The sequence below is a fragment of the Bacillus sp. SA1-12 genome, from assembly GCF_000981385.1.
Lineage (GTDB): Bacteria > Bacillota > Bacilli > Bacillales > Bacillaceae > Metabacillus.
Map to the genome: position 1 here is coordinate 211,250 of NZ_LATZ01000004.1, position 18,244 is coordinate 229,493.

The following is an 18,244-nucleotide window of genomic DNA, read 5'->3' on the forward strand; positions in this document are numbered from 1 at the left end:
CCTTTCGGGAATATTATGATACTGATTTTGCTGCAACCACTACTATTCTTCCTCGATCCAATTCTTCCTCTAATTGTTGAGCACCAACATCAGAAACACCTAAAGATTGAATTTTGGAGCGTAGTTCATCTCCACGTGATCGAAACACATTTGCTACTGAATCAAAGACACCTTGCTCTTCTACACTGATCTTTTCCGTATTCGTTGCTCTTGTTAGATTCTCAGAAAAATCTTTGTCATGAGCCAAGACAAAAACCTCATCTTTGCTAAACCCTTGAGTGATTAATTGACCAATTGCTTCTCTTGCTTCAACAGCATTTTGTACAACTTTTACCTCTTTCATGTTATGAAACCCTCCTTAGAAATTGATTTTTAATGCTGGATTAAAAGTTAGGAATGAAGATGCTTAATTTGTTTCTGTATTTTAATTTTCGATATCTGACTCATCATTCTGTTCACCATCACTAGTATCATTATCTTGTCTACTCCACCAGCACATCCAGCTTAATCCTCCTAAGGTTCATGTTGCACCAAATCCACCTACTGGGAATCATTTCTTCCAAGGATGATGATCCATTACCTAACTTCCTCCTTTTTTATTTACAAGAGTTTTACCCTGCAGAAAAAGTCTTTAAACACTATGAAGGAGGACTTCTACCAAAATTAATAAAGTCTTATGGAGTCAATATACTAATCAAATTATAGATGTGTCCACACTGATACACTACCCCCATTAACAGGAAATGCTGCATATCCATCCGCTTCAATTTTAATAGAATCCTCTCTTGTTCCAGTTAGATCAGCCCATACCTCTCCAGCCCGTTCTTCACCTACATACATTCGTTTCTCTCCTTCTTCCGCATTCGAAATGACAACGGCACATCCTGATTGTTTTATTTCTTTTACGCCACGGCGAACCCAGCCAATCAAATTTGGATGGTCAAAATAATCATTTTGTTCACCATATGCTTTATAGCATCTGGCAAATAGAAGCGGATCAATGGCTGCTTTCTTTGCTTCAATAGGTTCATCCCCGCCAATACCAAAATAATCCCCGTAAAAAACACATGGATAACCGTCTTTACGAAGTAAAATAAGAGAATAGGCAATTTGTTTAAACCAATCCTGAACCCATGATTCTAGTGACTGATTTGGTTGAGTGTCATGATTATCAACAAAGGTTACAGCATGCTCTGGATGGGATTGGACAAGAGTATGATCGAAAATCATCGTGAGATCAAAGTCACGGCCGGCATTTGAGGCTGTATGTAAATTATAATGAAGGGATACATCAAATAAATCGAAGCTAAAGTCAACATTGTCCAGAAATTTTTGGCATGCTTCGAGTTCTTGATTCCAAAACTCCCCTACAACATAAAACTGATCCCCTTGATGCTGACGTACCTCTTCTACAAATTGTTTGATAAATTCATAATTAATATGTTTAATAGCATCTAATCGGTAGCCGTCACATTGTAATGTATCTACAAGCCATTTCCCCCATTGGATCATTTCGTTTCTTACTTCTGGATGATTATAGTCAATGTCGGCATACATTAAATAATCATAATTTCCAAACTCATCATCTACATTGTCATTCCAACTTTTGTGATCGCCTACGATCCGATATATTCCATAATTATTCCGCTTTGCATCAAAATCTGTCCCACTAAAATGTTCAAAGCTCCATGTGAAAGAGGAATACTTGTTATCTCGATTAGGAAAAGTAAACTTCGTCCATCCTTCGATCTCAAAGGGCTCGGATATTTCTTTCAATCGATCCTCTTCATCAACTTCAATTACTTGAAATACTTCAGTTTCATCCGCTCCTGCTTTATGATTCATGACCAAATCAGCATAAACATGGATACCATACTCATGACATGCAGCAATCGCATCAAGTAACTCCTGCTTTGTCCCATATTTCGTGCGGACTGTTCCTTTTTGATCAAATTCACCAAGATCGTATAAATCATACACGCCATAGCCTGGGTCTTCTCCTGATTGCCCCTTCGTTACCGGGGGGATCCATACCGTATCAATCCCTTTATCCTTCAGTTCTGGTGCTAACTCCTTCAGACTGCTCCAGAGGGTTCCTTCTGCTTCTACATGCCATTCAAAAAATTGCATCATGGTATGGTTTCGTTCCATTTTGTTTACCTCCTATTAACCTATGCATGACAAATTGTTATCATTTGAACCCCCTTTACTTTGTTACTAAAGAGCATTAGGTTCTGTTAAACTTACCTGTGATTTCAACAATAGATTTGCACTTGTCAGGGAGCCTCACGGCTAAGTGCAATTGCAGGGTCTCCCTTTGACTCGATTTTCTAAGCAGTTTTCTCACCAATTCGTTCCAAAAAACCTCTATAGCCGAAAAACTATAATAATGATTCTGCACCATCGATATAAACCTTTGTCCCAGTAATATGGCTGCTCATATCAGAGACTAAGAAGAGGACAAGATCTGCAACCTGCTCCGGCTCTCCTGGTCTATGCTCCAGCGGCTGATTTCCTTCTGGATAGTCAACTGGAATTTCCACCTTTTTCAATTGTTCTGTGTGATGTGTATTCTGACCAATATTTGTCTCAATTGCCCCTGGACAAACTGCATTAACACGTATTTTATAACGGGCCAGTTCTAATGCGGCCATTTTCATAAAGGCCACTTGTCCGGCTTTTGAGGTGCTATAAGCGGACATTCCTATATTCGAGAAGGTACGGTTGCCGTTTATAGAACTGGCAATAATAATACTGCCGCCACTTGATTTCATATGAGGGATGGAGTGCTTAACCAATAAAAACGTGCTTGATAAATTCGTCGATAATGTCTTGTTCCAATCCTCGAATGTTAAGTCCTCAATCGGAGCAAGAGTTCCGTTAATTCCTGCATTGGCAAAAACAATATCAAGTCTGCCCCAGTGATCAATGACCTCGTTTATCCCTCTTTTTACCTGCGCTTCATCGGAAACATCACAAGCCGCACCAATGGCTTGTCCACCGTTTTGATTTATTTCTTCTGCCACCTTTTTAACCCGAGATTCTTCGATATCCATTAAGCAAACTTTAATTCCTTGTGCAGCCAATTTTCTTGCTGCCGCTCTGCCAATACCTGAGCCTCCACCTGTGATTATTGCAACTTGCTCACCTTTTGCATGAAACCATTCCACGTTTCTTCCTCCCTCGCCTTTTAAAATTCGAAAAATTCATACTGGTAAATAATAAATACCCAGCTAACATAAATAGAAACTCACATTTAAAACAAAAAAAACCAATCAAAACTCTTGTAAAGAGTTGATCGGCTTTTTGTTGTTGGATAAACCAACCATCACCATTCTCAATTATTGATAATATCCCGCAAAGTTTTTTGAAGCGTATTGAAGGTAAATGTATACCCTTCTCGCTCCAATCGTTCTGGTATTACCCAGCGGCTTTTAAGCACTAATTCGGTTTCTGTTTTGATTAAGATTGCGCCTATTTCAAGCATCCATTTTGGAGAAGGGACTCCAAAAGGTACATTCATTTCAGTCCGCAATAAAGTCATAAGCTCCTTGTTGCTTACTGGATTTGGCGCAGCACAATTAAATACCCCGCTAAGATCCTCCCTTTCCTTTAGAAATAGAATGATTTGAAACAAATCTTCAATATGGATCCAGCTAAATCTCTGCTTACCTGTCCCCTGAACCCCGCCAAGGCCAAATCTCACTAAATGTTGATAAGGAGTCATGACCCCTCCTTCTTTACCTAGTACAATGGCGATCCGGAGAGCAATTTGCCTTGTGTTTGGCAAAGTAAACGAAAAGAAAGCATTCTCCCAGCTTGTCGCAACATCCACAGAAAACCCTGAACCAATCTCCCCTTTTTCCTCTGTCATCGGACGATCCTCAGCATGCCGGTAAATTGTTGCCGTACTGGAATTCATCCAAACCTTAGGAGGTGTTTGGCAAGCCAAAACCGATTCTCCGAGAATGTTCGTCGTCTTTATCCTTGACTGCATAATCTCATGCTTATTTTTTTCATTGTAGCGGCAATTCACAGATTTTCCAGCAAGATTGACCAGAAGATCAGCCCCCTCTAACGCATCAATTATTCCAGAGGTATCATCCCATGAAATATACTGCGGCTGCCTTGAGATAACCTTCACATCATACCCAAGCTCATGAAACTTTTTCTGAAAATATTCCCCGATGAAGCCCGTACCTCCCGCTATAACTGCCTTTTTCATCGTAAAACCCCAATCTATTATATTTCTGTCTATCCAAATGCAGTGAGTCACTTAGAAGTCTTCACGCTTTCGGAACATGCCTCGTGTTAATTCTACATTACTTTTTCCTATGACAATAATCTCATAGGTTTTCTTTTCCTTTTGTAAGGCCGGTAAGTTATGTGACTTTATGATTTCATTACTAACATTCACCAGCTCATTTACCTTCTCATTGTATGGGTCTTGAAAAGATGTTCGAACAATATACTTGATCGGTTTCGGATTGAAATCGATTGAAATCCCCTTATATTCATCAGTCAATTGATTTAAATTATTATCAATCTCTGGAAGTATCCGCATCCAATTACTCTCATCATCTGCTTTGGATTCTACAAACATCTGATCAGAGTCAGTAATCTTAAAATGACCTCCAACTAATTCACTCAGCAGTACAAGTGAGCCCAACAAACAGATCACAATTACGGCCTCCACTGTATGCTTTTTCTTCTTACCATTTTGCTCAATTGCTTCGCGATAGTTCTGTTGTACTCTGCGCATCTTTGAATTGAATTTCATAGCAGGACTCCTTGGTAGGTTAATCGTATTTTTATTATCGTATAAGAGGTTTGCAATAGCTGGTGTCTGCCACGGAAATATTTTCCGGCTTTCCAGACTAATAGTGTAATTCTGCTATTTCTGCGGCTATTCCATTCAGCGACTTGGCCAGGTTATCGGCGACTTCCTTCAATTTATCAGCGCTTCTCCACTTTTTCAGCGAAATTTCCCTTTTTTCAGTGTCTTCAAAACTAATCGACACTTCACCATTTTATTTCCGACTTCCTAAAGTTAAGTAACAGGGACCTTTATACCAATTCTCTTTATAGCAAAAAAAACCTTTACTTTTTACAAAAAAATACAAAATTTAAAGGGTTTCTTGACTTTTATGATGAATATCGAAAAGATAAAATTAAATACAAGGATTGATTATAAAGCGGCTTCGAAGATAGATATGAAGAAAAAGAAAATACCACGGAATTTTTTAAAATTAGGTGATCGATATGGAAAAGAAGTTAAACATTTTGAGTCAGAATGACCCGATACTGGGTAAATTTATAGAAGTTATTGGAGAGTTGAAACTAAATCAACGAGATGATCATTATCTTTCACTTGTTAAATCCATCATTGGTCAACAACTCTCAGTGAAAGCTGCAGGAACAATTATTGATCGTTTTGAAAAATTATTAGGTGGAATCATTACACCTGAAAAAGTATTTATGCTTTCAGAGGATGAAATAAGAAGCAGTGGTATATCCCGATCAAAAACAAACTATATAAAAGATTTATCGCAGAAAGTGTTAAATAAAGAAGTGAGATTAGATACTCTTAAGGCCTTACCTAATGATGAAGTTATTGCTGAATTAACTAGTGTAAAAGGTATCGGAAAATGGACAGCTGAAATGTTTTTGATTTTTTCTCTTGGCAGAGAAAATGTTTTATCCTATTTGGATGTTGGATTACAACGCGGAGCAAAATGGTTATATAACAGTGATGACGGGAGAAAGGTTTTGGAGGAAAAAGGCGGAAGCTGGGATCCCTACCATTCAATCGCTTCACTCTATCTATGGGAAGCAGTGAATCGAGATTTTGTTAAGACTCATAAATCGTTTGAAGACTTTTTACAACTACATGATTCTAAGCTATAGCCAGGATTTTCGAGAAATGTCCCAGTAATCCTTTATTTCCATAATGGTTTTAACTGGAAGTTATATAAAGAATCCTCAGATAAAATCAACTTAATTTCTTACAGATGTGATCCTTAGCCTCTAGGCTAGGGATTATTCGATTAAAATCAATTTGGTATTTTCTTATTTAATCCGCTTAGGAGATGATTGCAGAAGAGAAATCCTAAACCACTAAAATTTGAAGACGTAAAATTCCATTAGTTTTAGCGATTTAGGTTTTTTAACTCCCATTCAATCGTTTATGTTAACAGAAAGCTCAATTTGTAAATTTCTTAACAATCCCTATACATTAACGCATTACCTAAATCTTACAAAAGTAGGATCGAAATTCATCATCAAGTTTAAAACCTTGTTTTTCCCAAAATGTCCATGCTTGTTTATTTTCATGTTCAACTGAAAGCTCTATACCCTTTGGTTTAGTTAGTATGGTAAATTCTTTTACATTCGAGAAAAGCTGTTTTCCCACTCCAAGGTTACGAAAATCCTCAGAAATAAAAAAGTCATTTAGTAACCATACACGTTGTAATGATAGGGAGGAAAAAACAGGGTATAGTTGGGCAAATCCAATGATTTCATTATCTTTTTCGGCAATAAAGATCACCGATTCAAGTCTTTCAAATTTTGCAAATAAAAAACAAAGCACTTCTTGCGGGTTTTTTTCTTGTTTAAAATACTCACGATAGGAATCAAAGATTGGAACTAACTTTGGTAAATCTTGAATTGTTGCTTGTCTTATGAAAAAGTTATGACCTATTTTCATACTCCTTATCTCCTTCAATGACCATCACTAAATCAGGCACATTAGATTTTTAGTAAATCTAATATGTCCTTCGGTTCCTTTAAGATGTAGTCTGCTGATTTAAAGGATTCGGCTGTTTTCGCCCCCCATAAAGCAAGTGCAAATTTCACTCCGGCACTGTTGGCGCAATGCATATCATAAATCGAATCTCCAATATAGACTGCTTCATCTGGAGCGGCATTTAATTCGGATAAGCAAGCTAGAAGTGGCTCCGGATGTGGTTTGTGTCTTTTTGTATCATCGGCACAAATGGTGTGTTCAAAAAATGAACTTAATCCAAATGGGTCAAATTCATCTTTTATTCCTGCCTTGTTTTTGATGTGACAATGCCTATTTTGACAGGACTTTCTGATACTTTTTTTAATAGATCTTCAAAATCATCAAACAGTTTTACTTCGTGAGAGAAGTCTAGTACTGCTTGTGACCACTTTGGATGGACACGTTCCACATCACTTATATTTAGTTTTCTCAGCGTTTCCTTTCCCGGAATTCCTAAAGCAAATCTTAAATCATGTAATGGATACTCCTTACCCTCTTCTCTTAAAACCTGTTGCAGGGATTTTAGGATAGCTTTTTCGGTATCTAATATGGTTCCATCTACATCAAAAATAATACAATTAGGCAAACTATATCCCCTCCTTTGTCTATCACAAACCACATTTTATCATAAAATGATTATGGCAAATTTCCTATTTCCAAGGTATTCCACTACTACATAATTAATCATATTTTTCTTTACAAGCTCATAAACTTATTTTAAACTACAAAGCGTAACAATTACGATTTATTCTTCTAGTAAAAATCATATTAACCATTCTACTTATGTGAGCAGCTTTATATAAATAGTAAGAAGAAAAAATGAACTTAATAGTGGGAGGAAAATATGTCTCGGATACTTCGTGCAAATATTATTGATCTTACCGGTGTCTTTTTGATCGTCGTTGCTCTATTTCTTATTTCATTCAGCTCCGGATTTGCATTACCTTCTAGTTTCCCATCTTCTTTGTTAGATTTAAATACGATTTTTATCAGTATTTTAATAGAAGCTCTGCCTTTTGTATTAATAGGGGTGCTGATAGCGGGTGTCATTCAAATCTTTGTAACAGAAGAACATATTAGCCGGTTCATTCCGAAAAATAGACTGTTGGCCGTGCTGATGAGCTGTGTGGTCGGTGCGTTATTTCCTGCTTGTGAATGCGGAATTGTTCCGATTATCCGGAGGCTTGTGACCAAGGGGGTACCAATTTATGCTGCTATCGGCTTTATGCTGACTGGTCCATTAATCAATCCGATTGTGATCGCTTCAACCTATATGGCATTTGGCAATGATGCAAAAATTGCTATCTTACGAATGGGAGTAGGTTTTGTTATTGCTATATTGGTTGCATTTGCAGTAAGCTGCCTTTTTAAAGGACAGCAATTTAAAGCACAGGTTACAAACGGTCATTCTCACAAAAAGGCAAACAACGAAGCTTTTACGAATCGACTTTGGTCAATGCTGACTCACTCAATCGATGAATTTTTTGATATGGCGAAATACTTAATCATGGGTGCCTTTTTAGCGGCCTTTGTTCAAACATATCTACCTGCAAAAAATTTGCTTGCAGCAGGTAATGATCCCGTCTCATCCTTACTGGTTATGATGGGACTGGCTTATGTTTTATCACTCTGCTCTGAAGCAGACGCTTTTATTGGCGCATCCTTTAGCAGTATTTTCCCAACCTCATCCATCCTTGGATTTTTAACCTTTGGACCAATGATTGATTTAAAGAATACCTTGATGATGCTAAGCGTCTTCCGAGTCAAGTTCGTCATTTCTGTGCTTGGTCTAGTTGCTGCATCTGTATTTATCATCATCATGCTGCTGCAAAGCTTTCTTTAGGAGGGATCATCTGTGACATTCCATATTCAGCAAGCGCTGAGAGCACTTATTTTACTGACGTTTACACTATTTATTTTTAAGCTTCATGTTACAGGAGAAACGGCAAAATTTATTAATCCTAAATACGAAGGTTTGAGCCAGTCTGCGGCCGTTATTTTCTTGCTGTTATTTATTGTTCAGCTGACAAGAATATGGTCCGTAAAGGAAACTCATCATCCTCATTGTCAGCATGACCATGAGGAACATACTTGTGATCACCACCATCATGATCATGGTGATACTCCTTTTACGATAAAAAAGCTCGTTTCTTATTCTATTATTGTTTTCCCTTTGTTAACAGGTTTCGTGCTCCCGGCAAAGATTTTGGACGCCTCTATTGCTGATAAAAAAGGCGGCATGGCGATTTTAACAAGCCAAAAACAAACAACGAGTGGCGAAAGCTCTGAACAAGAGGAAGAAACGCAGGCCAAAGAAAATACGGTACATGAAGAAAACGCAGAACCGAATAACTTGGAACAAAACGTTTTGACAAAAGAAGAATATGATCAGCTTACACAAAATTTATCGCAAAGTTCTGCTATCGTGATGGATGATAAAATGTTTGCTGCCTATTATGATGAAATCAATATGAATATTAAAGCATTTAAAGGCAAGCAAATTGAATTAAAAGGATTTGTTTACAAAGAAGATGGTCTCAATCAAAATCAAGCAGTGCTTTCTCGATTTTTAATTACCCACTGTGTAGCAGACTCCAGTATCATTGGGTTTCTGACAGAATTCCCTGAGGCCCTGACAGTCAATGAGGATACATGGATTGAAGCAAAGGGCGTATTGGACATTGGTTCATATAATGGAACTGAGCTCCCAATCATTAGGATTACCCATTGGACACAAATAAATGAACCTAAGGAGCCTTATCTTTATCCAATTAGCGTCAAAATCATGTAAATTCAAAAGCAGAAGCTGAATGTTTCATCTAATTTAGCTTCTGTTCTTTTATGTCATTTCTTTGTTTTACTATCACAATGTTTACGAGAACAGACTAAAAAAGACAATCGGAAGAATTGATTGCCTTTAGATTCTTATTCTATTCGTGGAGTTATCAATATAATTTATTCCTTTTTCCGTTACTTCAACATTTAATACATTTCCAAAATTCACTTGTCTTATTAATCCTTCATTCTTCAAGTCCCCGCAAATCTTTGCGAAGTCTTCTGCTGTAACATTGCAGGCTGCTGCTGTCGTTACCTTACCGTCTAAAAGCGATGATAAAATGGCTATTCTTCCATTTATAAAAGATAAATTCTCGTTCATTCTCTCACCTCCACCACTATTATCGGTTAGAGGGGGTTACTTCCATACTATACATGCTGCTTTATTTATTCTTTGTTTTAAAAATTTGAATTGGTCCTTTCCAATTAATTCTTTGAATTTCTTTATAATTGTCTTTTGTGTATTCAGAAATGACCTTTCTCCAAAACGTTTGAGCCGGAACGTTCTCTTCTATTTCTGCAACCTCCCAGTTTCCAGGGAACAAATCAAATAAATAAAATGCCGTATGTTTACCGATACCTTCTTTTCGAAACTTTTTCATAATGAAAAATTCAGCCATGGAAAAATAATATTCCTTATGTAATGTTTCATGAGTTATTTTCCGCACGAGGGCAAAACCTGCAAATTTCTCATTCACTTTAATCAGAAATGGAAAACGTTCAGGTTCTGTCCAATAATGATCTAAATACTTATAACCATACTCTCCATATTCATTAACATCTTCTGGATCATATTCACTGAAATCGTATTTATAAAACTCTAGTAATCTCCTTAATACCGTTTTTTGCCCGACGGATGCATTTTCAATTTGTATTTTCATTTTTTTATCCTCCCAGTTTGACTTTTAAAATTGCAATATACAAAGCGAAATTCTCCTCTTTTTAACTAAACATATAAAAACAGACTTTCCTTTAACTTCTCAATAGAATAATAATTAGCTTCTTCTTTTTTAGGCTTATTTTCACATACTAAAAGTTCTGCAGCAGGAGGGAAAACACCTTTCATTTTCCCTTCAAATACAGAATCATTTCATCAGAAAACTTGAAAGGCAGGACCAATAAATGCCCACTTCCTCACGTATCATTCATTCATTTTTGATTAATATAAAGAGATAATATTTTTCACAATAAAATATCCTGTATAAACAGATTGTCCAAGAAGAATTACCCCTAAAATCATAGCCGGGATTATTTTGATCCTGGCAAAAAATCCTGACAAGGCTGGGTTCCTCCGTTTAAGAAGAATCTCCATGCACACTTGAATGCCGTTCATAATCGATTGGATAAGGATGAAGGATGCTAGAAGGATACTTATATGCATAAGTAAGATGTCATACCTAAAATAAATCGGCAAAGCTAGTAAGCTACTAAAAGACAATGCCCAGAGGATTCCCCAAACATTTCGTATCCAAAATAACATCGCAATCCCTATCACTCCGATAAACAAATAGATAATATACTCATAGTTTTGTTTTGATACTAAATAAAATAAGCCAATGGCCGCGAGTGACTCTCCTGTATATCCTGCATAGTTGATAAGCGTGTGTGTAAATCGTGGATGTTCACTGTTTAAGTTCTGTTTGTTATGCAATGTCATTTTATTGAACACCCCCCCTGTTAAAATGACACGAATGACCTCGTGGAGGAGGGTGTTGCAGAGAGAAAAATACACTCTTACATAAGGAATTTGGGATACGATCAATGCAGTAAGCAAGTAAACATAAATAGGAAATGTATAATTGAAGTTTAGATTCAGATTCATGATTAATTCTCCTTTCTTTTTCAGATTAAGAAAAGAAGCACCTAAGCATATCGCGCTGGTGCTTTCTTTCCAGTATTCATCCTATTCCGACTTAAAAAGACTCTCTTTTTCACCCTTTAGCTTGTCCAGCTCTCTATTTAATTCCTCTTCATTGACATAGTTTCTGAAGGAAGCTTCATGCTGTGCCAAAGGATTAACTAAATGGCTGCCCGCTTGTACTTCTGCTTCCATTAATAAAATTCGTTCTTCTGCACGGGCAACCCCTCTGGCAATCGTTTCTGTCTGGAAGGAAGCCGTTGTATTCTGAATTTGTTTAATTGACTGAGCCACATTTACTCGCGAAGCCAATAGAACTTTCTTATTTTGCAGTTCATAATAGATTTCCAGAAGCTCACTTACTTTTTCCTTGAGAAGTTGTGTTTGTCCTTGAATTGCATCGTATTGCTGTTGATAAAGACTTAGTTGCTTTTCGTGAAGTAATTTTTCTTGAATCGCCAGTTTCGCGATCGAATCCTCCTCATGCTCGACAGCCAGCTTTGCCTGTCTGTTTCTTTTCTCCACTATATTTTTTGTTTCAAGAATAAGCGCAGCTTGTTTATTTTCTGCAAATATCTGCCGAGAAAGAGCCTTCTGAGCATTAGCCATTTCTTTCTCCATTTCTCTCGTATATTCATTCAACATGGCAATTGGATCTTCCATCCCATCTAGCAGTTGATTAATATCAGCTTTTGCAATTGTTTTTATTCTTTTAAAAATTCCCATCCTACTCATTCTCCTTTTTCGTTGTTACATTTTTTTCCCACTGATCTAAGAAGCTCTCATTTTTGTTCATGACCGGTTGACGTGAACTCATCAGGGATGTATCAATAAACTGTTGCATCGAGGAAGCTTTCGCTTTCTTTCTAAGGAATTTCACTAAAAGAAACAAAATAGCGATTCCGATGATCAGGAATAATAGGAAGCCCAACCAGGAAAATCCAACATGATGAGGACCGTTTATCATGTGGTGGCCACCGAAGCCTCCCCGCGGTCCCATACCACCTGGACCATGTCCATGAGGACCTCCTGCCAGAGCACTCTTCCCACCAAATAGAAAGTAGACTCCCAGCATCATTGGAGTGATGATCGTCCCCCAAAAGATTGATTTTTTGACTTTAGTATTCATCGTTTTCTTTCCTCCTTTCGATATCATTGGTTGTAGTTTAGTAGAGGTTGGTGAAAACTTGGTGAAAAGGAAGAGATTTTTAAAAAAATAATAGAGAATGGGAAAGTTAAGTTATTTGTGGTATATGTTGAGAAGAAAAAAGGATACCATCGGTCTTAGACCAATAGATACCCTACGCTGCTAAATGAAGTTCAGTAATTCTGACTTGTTTATTTACCAATTTCTATTGATAGCGAAATCGATGTGGTTGTTATGATAAATAGTTCTTCTGTAATAAAATTTTCGCCTTTCTTATTGGATCCCTTATCCGCTTATTTTTCGAATCTCTTCCGTTTCATTTCTAAAATAACGCTCGACTTCTTCTAAACTCAATCCTTTTGTTTCCGGCAAATAATATATGATAAAAACAAGACCCAAAATACCAAATCCTGCAAAAATAAAAAATGTCATAGAAATACCCACACTATTCATTAAAACCGGAAAGAAAAGACCTACAAGAAAGTTCATCATCCAGAGACAAAAAACTGCAGCTCCCATACCTAATCCCCTTAAGCGCATTGGGAAAATTTCTGCTAATGTCAGCCATGTAAGCGGGCCAATCGAGCCTTGGTAAAACGCTAAAAACATGATAGTCATAGAAAGGACAAGATATGGAAGCCAATCGGAACCATCAAATACAATGGAAAATATGCCTATTAACACTAAAGACGTTGTTGTTCCTGCTAGACCTGTAATAAACATTGGTCTTCTACCGACTTTCCCTAACAAATAGAGTCCAGTAATACATGCCAATACAGATATAATCCCATTTGCAATATTGGCAATTAACGCTACTTCTGTCTCGAAACCTGAATTTTGTAAGATTTGTGTACCATAATACATAATAGAATTTACGCCGGTTAATTGAGAAATAGCTCCAATCCCAATTCCGAGCAATACAATATTTCGTATCCATTTTATATTTAAATCTTTTATTGATACCTTTGCTTGTTTGGATTCTAGTAAAATAGCCGTTTTGACTTCCTCTAATTCTGCAGAGGCTTGTTTTGGCTCCCTCACCTTTTTAAACACATCCAATGCGTCCCGGTCTCTTCTTTTTCCCGCAAGCCATCTCGGACTTTCAGGCATGAACAACATGCCAATTCCCAACACCGCTGCCGGAATAGCTGCAATAAGTAACATATAACGCCAAAAATGGCTTGTGTCTCCAAACATATTTCCAAGAAGTGCATTAAATAAAAAAGCCAAAAATTGCCCTGAGACAATCATTAATTCATTTTGAGTTACAAGTCTCCCTCTCTTTTCTGCAGGAGCCATTTCTGCTAAAAATGTTGGAACAGTAACAGAAGCACCTCCGACTGCGATTCCTAAAATAAATCGGCTGATGATCATCATCAGAAAATTCGGTGCTAAGCTGCAACCAATGGTTGCTATGATAAAAACAACCGATAGTTGTAAGATTGTTTTACGCCTTCCTTGAAAGTCTGATAATCTGCCAACAAATAATGCACCAAACGCTGCCCCAAGCAATAAAGAGCTCGCAACAAATCCCTCACCTAACGGGTTTAAGTCTAGTTGTCCAGGCTGCGACATATATGGCAATGCCCCATTTATAACACCTGTATCATACCCAAATAATAATCCCCCAAAAGTAGCGATGGTTACGACTAACATTAAGTATTTCCTAGAGGAATGATTCTCTCTTTCGTTTGAATACGCTTTCAGAATATTCATCTCCCTTACTAGATTATTTGATCAATCGAATTCTTTATGCTTTGGTGCTGCATCTTTTAGTCCTGCAGCAAATTTATGCGGTGTACAATCATCAGGCTTCGAAGACTGTACAAATACACCGCATAAATCTTTTTTTGTTACCTAGGTATTGTACGGCTGTTTATAGCAATGGCATCTTGGTTGTCCTTGGTCCGACTGCTATCCTTTTCACAGCAGCTCTTATTTGTATATATGCACTCTCTCAGTTAGCAATCTATCTAAATACCCTTTTGTCCGCTTTGCAATTGGAAATGGTTTATCAAAAGGTGCCGGGTACATATCCTGCTCAACAACTAACCAACCTTCATAATGAATGTCAGCCAACACATTAAAGAATGCTTCCATATCCACAACACCTAACTCAGGTTCACACATGACATCTCTCTTAACTGCTTCTGCGAATGACCAGTTATTTGCTTCCATCATCTTTTTTACTTCCAGATCACAGCTTTTAATATGCAAGTAAGGGATTCGCTCATGATGCTTTTTCATAAAAGTAACTGGGTCCCCGTTACTGTGCGCATGATGGCCCGTATCCAAGCATAGATTTATATCCGTATCATTTAACAAGCGTTCAATTTGTTCTTCTGTTTCAATGTGGCTTTGTGCATGAGGGTGAAAAACAACTTCTAGCTGATAGTCTTCCTTTGCAACATTCCTTATGCGATTTATATTCTCAATAAATTGCTTCCATTGCTGTTCGTCCAGCTCCACTGGGCGTACAATCTCACCAGTAAATAAATCGGTATAGCAATCATCAATTAAAACGACATATGGGGCCGTTTCAAACTGCACTTGCAACTTTGCCATTTTATGCAGTTGCTCAATCAAATCGTCTGTTTTTTCAACAGACATCAAATCGCCTACTAAAGTCGTAGCAACTAATTCAAGGTTACGCGAATCTAATTCATGTTTTAACAACTTATAGTCATTAGGCAAATAACCCCAAGGTCCCAATTCGATCCCCTCATAGCCAGCCTGTTCCATTTCATCTAAACATGTTTTCCAATCGATTTGCTTTTCATTTTGCGGAAACCAAACACCCCAAGAATCAGGGGCAGTACCAATTTTAATACGCAACTTTAACTCCCCCTTCTGAAGCCACATCTACCGCCATATTATTCTTGGCTGATTCCAACAAAGCTTTGACAGTTGCATCGACCTTTGCGGCAAAAGCAAAATCACATGTATATGACTCACCTTGTGTAACAGCTTTCAGCAATTTATGCGCTTCTACTACCTTCATATCGTTATAACCAATTGCAATACCGGCAGCTGGCTGGAAAGCACTGTAACCTTCATGCCCTTCGTTTAAAAACACCCTTCTGAATCCTCTATCAATAGGATCATCAGATGTAAAGTACACGTGAACTTCATTCATGTCTTCAAGGGAATAGTACACGCTTCCCTTTGTACCTTGAATCTCGTAGGTTAAATAGTTCTTTCTTCCAGCGGAAACACGACTGCAAGATATAGTTCCAATTGCCCCGATATTGTATTGGGCGATTGAAATGATCACGTCTTCATTTTCCACCTGACCATGTTCTTGAGAGCCGATTGTTTTTGGTCTTGTTTTAATGAATGTTTTTGATGTTGCTTGAACTGTTTTTATATCTCCCATTAAGTACTGTGACAAACTTAGTAAATGTGAGCCAAGATCACCTAATGCACCTGATCCTGAATATTTGTTGATATGGCGCCATGATAGCGGTATCTCTGGGTTGAGCAAGCTATCTTGATCATAAGTACCGTTAAATCGAATGATTTCTCCCAGTTTACCAGAATCAATTAACCCTTTAATGTAGGCCGATGCAGGATTAACGACATTGTTATAGCCTACATAATTGACTACCCCTTTCTTTTTCGCTAACTCCGCCAATTCATAGGATTGTTCAAACGTAAGTGTTAAGGGTTTTTCGCAATACACATGTTTCCCATTTTCTAACGCAGCCTTTGCGACTTCAAAATGAAAGGCATTCGGTGTGGCAATATCAACGACATCTACCTGGGCATCAGTCACAACATCAAGCCAATTGGTCGTTGAACGATTGAAACCAAGGGTTTTTTTGGCTGATTCAACAACCTCTTTATTAACATCTGCAATGATCTCAAAAACCGGATTTCCATATTTACTTCCAAAAACCATTGCAGCTTGATGAAATGAAGTGACATGTGCCTTTCCCATCCACCCTGCTCCTACTAAACCAATTCGTACATTCATCTTCTTTACTCCCCCTATTAAAAATTTAATTTAATACTATCGATTTCAGAAAGCGTTGTCATCATTGATTATTGCTGTTATATTGTAAATAATTGCTCTACTAGTTCAAAAGTTTCTAAAATAAATAATGTGTATATAAACGAAGGTGATTACATGAAAATGAATGAAAAAGGTATTTTACCTCATTCCGAAATGCGTTTTTATCAACCAAGCGACTTCGCCTATAAGGCCTTATATCATTTGATTTACAGCGGAACATTTTACACAAATAGTGATTACTATGTTAATCGCAATAACTGGAACAGTTTTTTATTTTTATATGTAGAAAAAGGCAGAATGGTTGTAAAGTTTGAAAACAAGGAGTATTGTGCTACTGAAGGAGAATTCATTTTCCTAAACTGCTATAAACCTCATATCTATTACTCGGAAGGAGATAGCACATTTAAATGGGTTCATTTTGCAGGAAATGCCAGCCAAGCCTATTTTGAACAGATTTTTCCAAAACACGGGTGTGTATTCCCCACCATTCAGAACAACCTTAGAATGCATTTGAGCCAACTTCTCGAAGATACAGAAAAAAGACAAATTGATGAAGAAAATCAGTCTATTATTATCAGCAAGATTCTTTACGAGTTAAACAAAATTGCCTTCAAGCAGCAAGAACAAATGAATGCTGTTGTTACTAAAGCCATTTCTTTTATTGAAGTCAATTTTAGTCATGAACTCACTTTGGAGGAAATTTCATCACATGTCAATTTAAGTCCATATTACTTTCTAAGACTATTTAAAAAATCAACTAATTTAACACCTATTCAATATTTAATTCGGCACCGATTAAATCACGCCAAACATTTATTGCATAATACCGATTATTCAATAAAAAGTATTGCATTTACCTGTGGATTTCATAGCGAAACACATTTTATAAATTCTTTTAAAAAAGCAAATGGTCTTCCTCCAAATAAGTTTCGTAATATTACATTTTAGATTTGGCAGGTTACCTGTTAATCATAATGCAGACTTTTATATAGAAGAATGATTCCAATTAATAAAGCAGCTTTCCTGGACTGCACCCCAAAAGTTAGAGTGAAATCTAATTATTGGGGTGTTTTTTAGTGGCTAAATATAGTGAAGAATTTAAGTTGAAGCTTGTAAAAGAGTATTTAGAAGGTAAATTGGGATATAGATTATTAGCACAAAAGTATAATATGAAAGACTCCACACGTATTTTGAGATGGGTAAAAGCTTAAATTTGGGGAGAAAGGGTTAATGAGAAAGAAGAACAAGGAAACTTATTCTGTTCAATTTAAGCTAGATGTATTAAGCTTTATGAAAAGAACAGGTTCTTCAGAGACTGATACAGCCCTTCAATTTGGACTAACCAACCCTTCTATGGTAGCTTCTTGGAAGAAAGCTTTTTTGGAGGGTGGTCCTGAGGCCCTGGATAGACCGAAAGGACGGCCATCCATGTCTGATCTTAATAAGAACAAAAGAAATAAAAAAGTTGCAGAAGAAAAAGAAATGACGTACGAACAAAAATTGGAGAGAGAAAACGAACTTCTGCGTTTAGAGGTAGAATACCTAAAAAAGTTGCGAGCTTTTCAGATGGATCCGGAAGGCTATCTCGAAAAGCACAAGCAGCGT

The 18,244-nt window shown here is 37.2% G+C and carries 20 protein-coding genes and 1 pseudogene; 6 read left to right on the forward strand and 15 right to left on the reverse strand.

Going from position 1 to position 18,244, the window contains the following annotated elements:
• Nucleotides 1-13: 13 nt before the first annotated feature.
• The 5 genes from WQ54_RS04490 to WQ54_RS04510 form a co-directional block, all read right to left on the reverse strand.
• Complete coding sequence (locus tag WQ54_RS04490) at nt 14-343, reverse strand: general stress protein (RefSeq protein ID WP_046512699.1); 330 nt, start codon at nt 341-343, stop codon at nt 14-16.
• Between the two features lie 356 nt (nt 344-699).
• The gene (locus WQ54_RS04495; RefSeq protein WP_046512702.1) at nt 700-2,151 is read right to left on the reverse strand and encodes an alpha-amylase; all 1,452 of its coding nucleotides are present in this window, start codon (nt 2,149-2,151) and stop codon (nt 700-702) included.
• Between the two features lie 230 nt (nt 2,152-2,381).
• The gene (locus WQ54_RS04500) at nt 2,382-3,170 is read right to left on the reverse strand and encodes an SDR family NAD(P)-dependent oxidoreductase (protein WP_046512704.1); all 789 of its coding nucleotides are present in this window, start codon (nt 3,168-3,170) and stop codon (nt 2,382-2,384) included.
• Nucleotides 3,171-3,337: 167 nt separating this feature from the next.
• On the reverse strand, nt 3,338-4,225 hold the full coding sequence (locus WQ54_RS04505) for a TIGR01777 family oxidoreductase (RefSeq protein ID WP_046512707.1): 888 nt from the start codon (nt 4,223-4,225) through the stop codon (nt 3,338-3,340).
• A 51-nt stretch (nt 4,226-4,276) separates the two neighbouring features.
• A complete protein-coding gene (locus tag WQ54_RS04510; RefSeq protein ID WP_046512711.1) occupies nt 4,277-4,780 on the reverse strand; it encodes a hypothetical protein in 504 nt (167 codons plus the stop codon).
• Nucleotides 4,781-5,262: 482 nt separating this feature from the next.
• On the opposite strand from WQ54_RS04510, the gene WQ54_RS04515 reads away from it, so the two are divergent.
• Nucleotides 5,263-5,907, forward strand: a complete 645-nt coding sequence (locus WQ54_RS04515) for a DNA-3-methyladenine glycosylase (RefSeq protein ID WP_046512712.1) — start codon at nt 5,263-5,265, stop codon at nt 5,905-5,907.
• Between the two features lie 340 nt (nt 5,908-6,247).
• On the opposite strand, the gene WQ54_RS04520 is transcribed toward WQ54_RS04515, so the two are convergent.
• The gene (locus tag WQ54_RS04520) at nt 6,248-6,706 is read right to left on the reverse strand and encodes a GNAT family N-acetyltransferase (protein ID WP_046512715.1); all 459 of its coding nucleotides are present in this window, start codon (nt 6,704-6,706) and stop codon (nt 6,248-6,250) included.
• Between the two features lie 41 nt (nt 6,707-6,747).
• Nucleotides 6,748-7,370: pseudogene (locus WQ54_RS04525) on the reverse strand (HAD family hydrolase).
• Between the two features lie 258 nt (nt 7,371-7,628).
• Between WQ54_RS04525 and WQ54_RS04530 the strand changes: the two are divergent.
• On the forward strand, nt 7,629-8,627 hold the full coding sequence (locus WQ54_RS04530; RefSeq protein ID WP_046512717.1) for a permease: 999 nt from the start codon (nt 7,629-7,631) through the stop codon (nt 8,625-8,627).
• A 12-nt stretch (nt 8,628-8,639) separates the two neighbouring features.
• A complete protein-coding gene (locus WQ54_RS04535; protein WP_046512719.1) occupies nt 8,640-9,575 on the forward strand; it encodes a TIGR03943 family protein in 936 nt (311 codons plus the stop codon).
• Nucleotides 9,576-9,701: 126 nt separating this feature from the next.
• Here WQ54_RS04535 and WQ54_RS04540 read toward each other — a convergent pair whose 3' ends face one another.
• From WQ54_RS04540 to WQ54_RS04575, 8 genes are all read right to left on the reverse strand, one after another.
• Nucleotides 9,702-9,941, reverse strand: a complete 240-nt coding sequence (locus WQ54_RS04540) for a hypothetical protein (RefSeq protein WP_046512722.1) — start codon at nt 9,939-9,941, stop codon at nt 9,702-9,704.
• Nucleotides 9,942-10,002: 61 nt separating this feature from the next.
• Entirely contained in the window at nt 10,003-10,500 is a 498-nt protein-coding gene (locus WQ54_RS04545; protein WP_046512725.1) for a GNAT family N-acetyltransferase, read from the reverse strand.
• A 278-nt stretch (nt 10,501-10,778) separates the two neighbouring features.
• Entirely contained in the window at nt 10,779-11,441 is a 663-nt protein-coding gene (locus WQ54_RS04550; RefSeq protein WP_046512727.1) for a M50 family metallopeptidase, read from the reverse strand.
• A gap of 81 nt (nt 11,442-11,522) precedes the next feature.
• Nucleotides 11,523-12,203 carry a PspA/IM30 family protein gene (locus tag WQ54_RS04555; RefSeq protein WP_046512730.1) on the reverse strand — a complete coding sequence of 227 codons (681 nt, stop codon included), beginning with the start codon at nt 12,201-12,203 and terminating at the stop codon, nt 11,523-11,525.
• A 1-nt stretch (nt 12,204) separates the two neighbouring features.
• The gene (locus WQ54_RS04560; RefSeq protein ID WP_046512732.1) at nt 12,205-12,606 is read right to left on the reverse strand and encodes a hypothetical protein; all 402 of its coding nucleotides are present in this window, start codon (nt 12,604-12,606) and stop codon (nt 12,205-12,207) included.
• A gap of 303 nt (nt 12,607-12,909) precedes the next feature.
• The gene (locus WQ54_RS04565; RefSeq protein ID WP_046512735.1) at nt 12,910-14,340 is read right to left on the reverse strand and encodes a sugar porter family MFS transporter; all 1,431 of its coding nucleotides are present in this window, start codon (nt 14,338-14,340) and stop codon (nt 12,910-12,912) included.
• 219 nt (nt 14,341-14,559) lie between these two features.
• Nucleotides 14,560-15,459 carry a sugar phosphate isomerase/epimerase gene (locus tag WQ54_RS04570; protein WP_052737653.1) on the reverse strand — a complete coding sequence of 300 codons (900 nt, stop codon included), beginning with the start codon at nt 15,457-15,459 and terminating at the stop codon, nt 14,560-14,562.
• Nucleotides 15,449-16,600, reverse strand: coding sequence for a Gfo/Idh/MocA family protein (locus WQ54_RS04575; protein WP_046512740.1), 1,152 nt, complete (start codon nt 16,598-16,600; stop codon nt 15,449-15,451). The genes WQ54_RS04570 and WQ54_RS04575 overlap by 11 nt, the downstream gene beginning before the upstream one ends.
• A 153-nt stretch (nt 16,601-16,753) precedes the next feature.
• Between WQ54_RS04575 and WQ54_RS31750 the strand changes: the two genes are divergently transcribed.
• The 3 genes from WQ54_RS31750 to WQ54_RS04585 form a co-directional block, all read left to right on the forward strand.
• Nucleotides 16,754-17,587: an AraC family transcriptional regulator gene (locus WQ54_RS31750; RefSeq protein ID WP_052737654.1), complete on the forward strand. Its 834-nt coding sequence runs from the start codon at nt 16,754-16,756 to the stop codon at nt 17,585-17,587.
• Nucleotides 17,588-17,715: 128 nt separating this feature from the next.
• Nucleotides 17,716-17,850, forward strand: a complete 135-nt coding sequence (locus WQ54_RS34210; protein ID WP_197089536.1) for a transposase — start codon at nt 17,716-17,718, stop codon at nt 17,848-17,850.
• Between the two features lie 19 nt (nt 17,851-17,869).
• Nucleotides 17,870-18,244: helix-turn-helix domain-containing protein (locus tag WQ54_RS04585; RefSeq protein ID WP_156177693.1), on the forward strand; the 375-nt coding region annotated here is incomplete at its 3' end.

Bases quoted from the DNA above. Each gene is read 5' to 3' on its own strand.
- WQ54_RS04490 (WP_046512699.1), bottom strand. From the start codon at position 343: ATGAAAGAGGTAAAAGTTGTACAAAATGCTGTTGAAGCAAGAGAAGCA.
- WQ54_RS04495 (WP_046512702.1), bottom strand. From the start codon at position 2,151: ATGGAACGAAACCATACCATGATGCAATTTTTTGAATGGCATGTAGAA.
- WQ54_RS04505 (WP_046512707.1), bottom strand. From the start codon at position 4,225: ATGAAAAAGGCAGTTATAGCGGGAGGTACGGGCTTCATCGGGGAATAT.
- WQ54_RS04510 (WP_046512711.1), bottom strand. From the start codon at position 4,780: ATGAAATTCAATTCAAAGATGCGCAGAGTACAACAGAACTATCGCGAA.
- WQ54_RS04515 (WP_046512712.1), top strand. From the start codon at position 5,263: ATGGAAAAGAAGTTAAACATTTTGAGTCAGAATGACCCGATACTGGGT.
- WQ54_RS04520 (WP_046512715.1), bottom strand. From the start codon at position 6,706: ATGAAAATAGGTCATAACTTTTTCATAAGACAAGCAACAATTCAAGAT.
- WQ54_RS04530 (WP_046512717.1), top strand. From the start codon at position 7,629: ATGTCTCGGATACTTCGTGCAAATATTATTGATCTTACCGGTGTCTTT.
- WQ54_RS04540 (WP_046512722.1), bottom strand. From the start codon at position 9,941: ATGAACGAGAATTTATCTTTTATAAATGGAAGAATAGCCATTTTATCA.
- WQ54_RS04545 (WP_046512725.1), bottom strand. From the start codon at position 10,500: ATGAAAATACAAATTGAAAATGCATCCGTCGGGCAAAAAACGGTATTA.
- WQ54_RS04550 (WP_046512727.1), bottom strand. From the start codon at position 11,441: ATGAATCTGAATCTAAACTTCAATTATACATTTCCTATTTATGTTTAC.
- WQ54_RS04555 (WP_046512730.1), bottom strand. From the start codon at position 12,203: ATGGGAATTTTTAAAAGAATAAAAACAATTGCAAAAGCTGATATTAAT.
- WQ54_RS04560 (WP_046512732.1), bottom strand. From the start codon at position 12,606: ATGAATACTAAAGTCAAAAAATCAATCTTTTGGGGGACGATCATCACT.
- WQ54_RS04565 (WP_046512735.1), bottom strand. From the start codon at position 14,340: ATGAATATTCTGAAAGCGTATTCAAACGAAAGAGAGAATCATTCCTCT.
- WQ54_RS04575 (WP_046512740.1), bottom strand. From the start codon at position 16,600: ATGAATGTACGAATTGGTTTAGTAGGAGCAGGGTGGATGGGAAAGGCA.
- WQ54_RS31750 (WP_052737654.1), top strand. From the start codon at position 16,754: ATGAAAATGAATGAAAAAGGTATTTTACCTCATTCCGAAATGCGTTTT.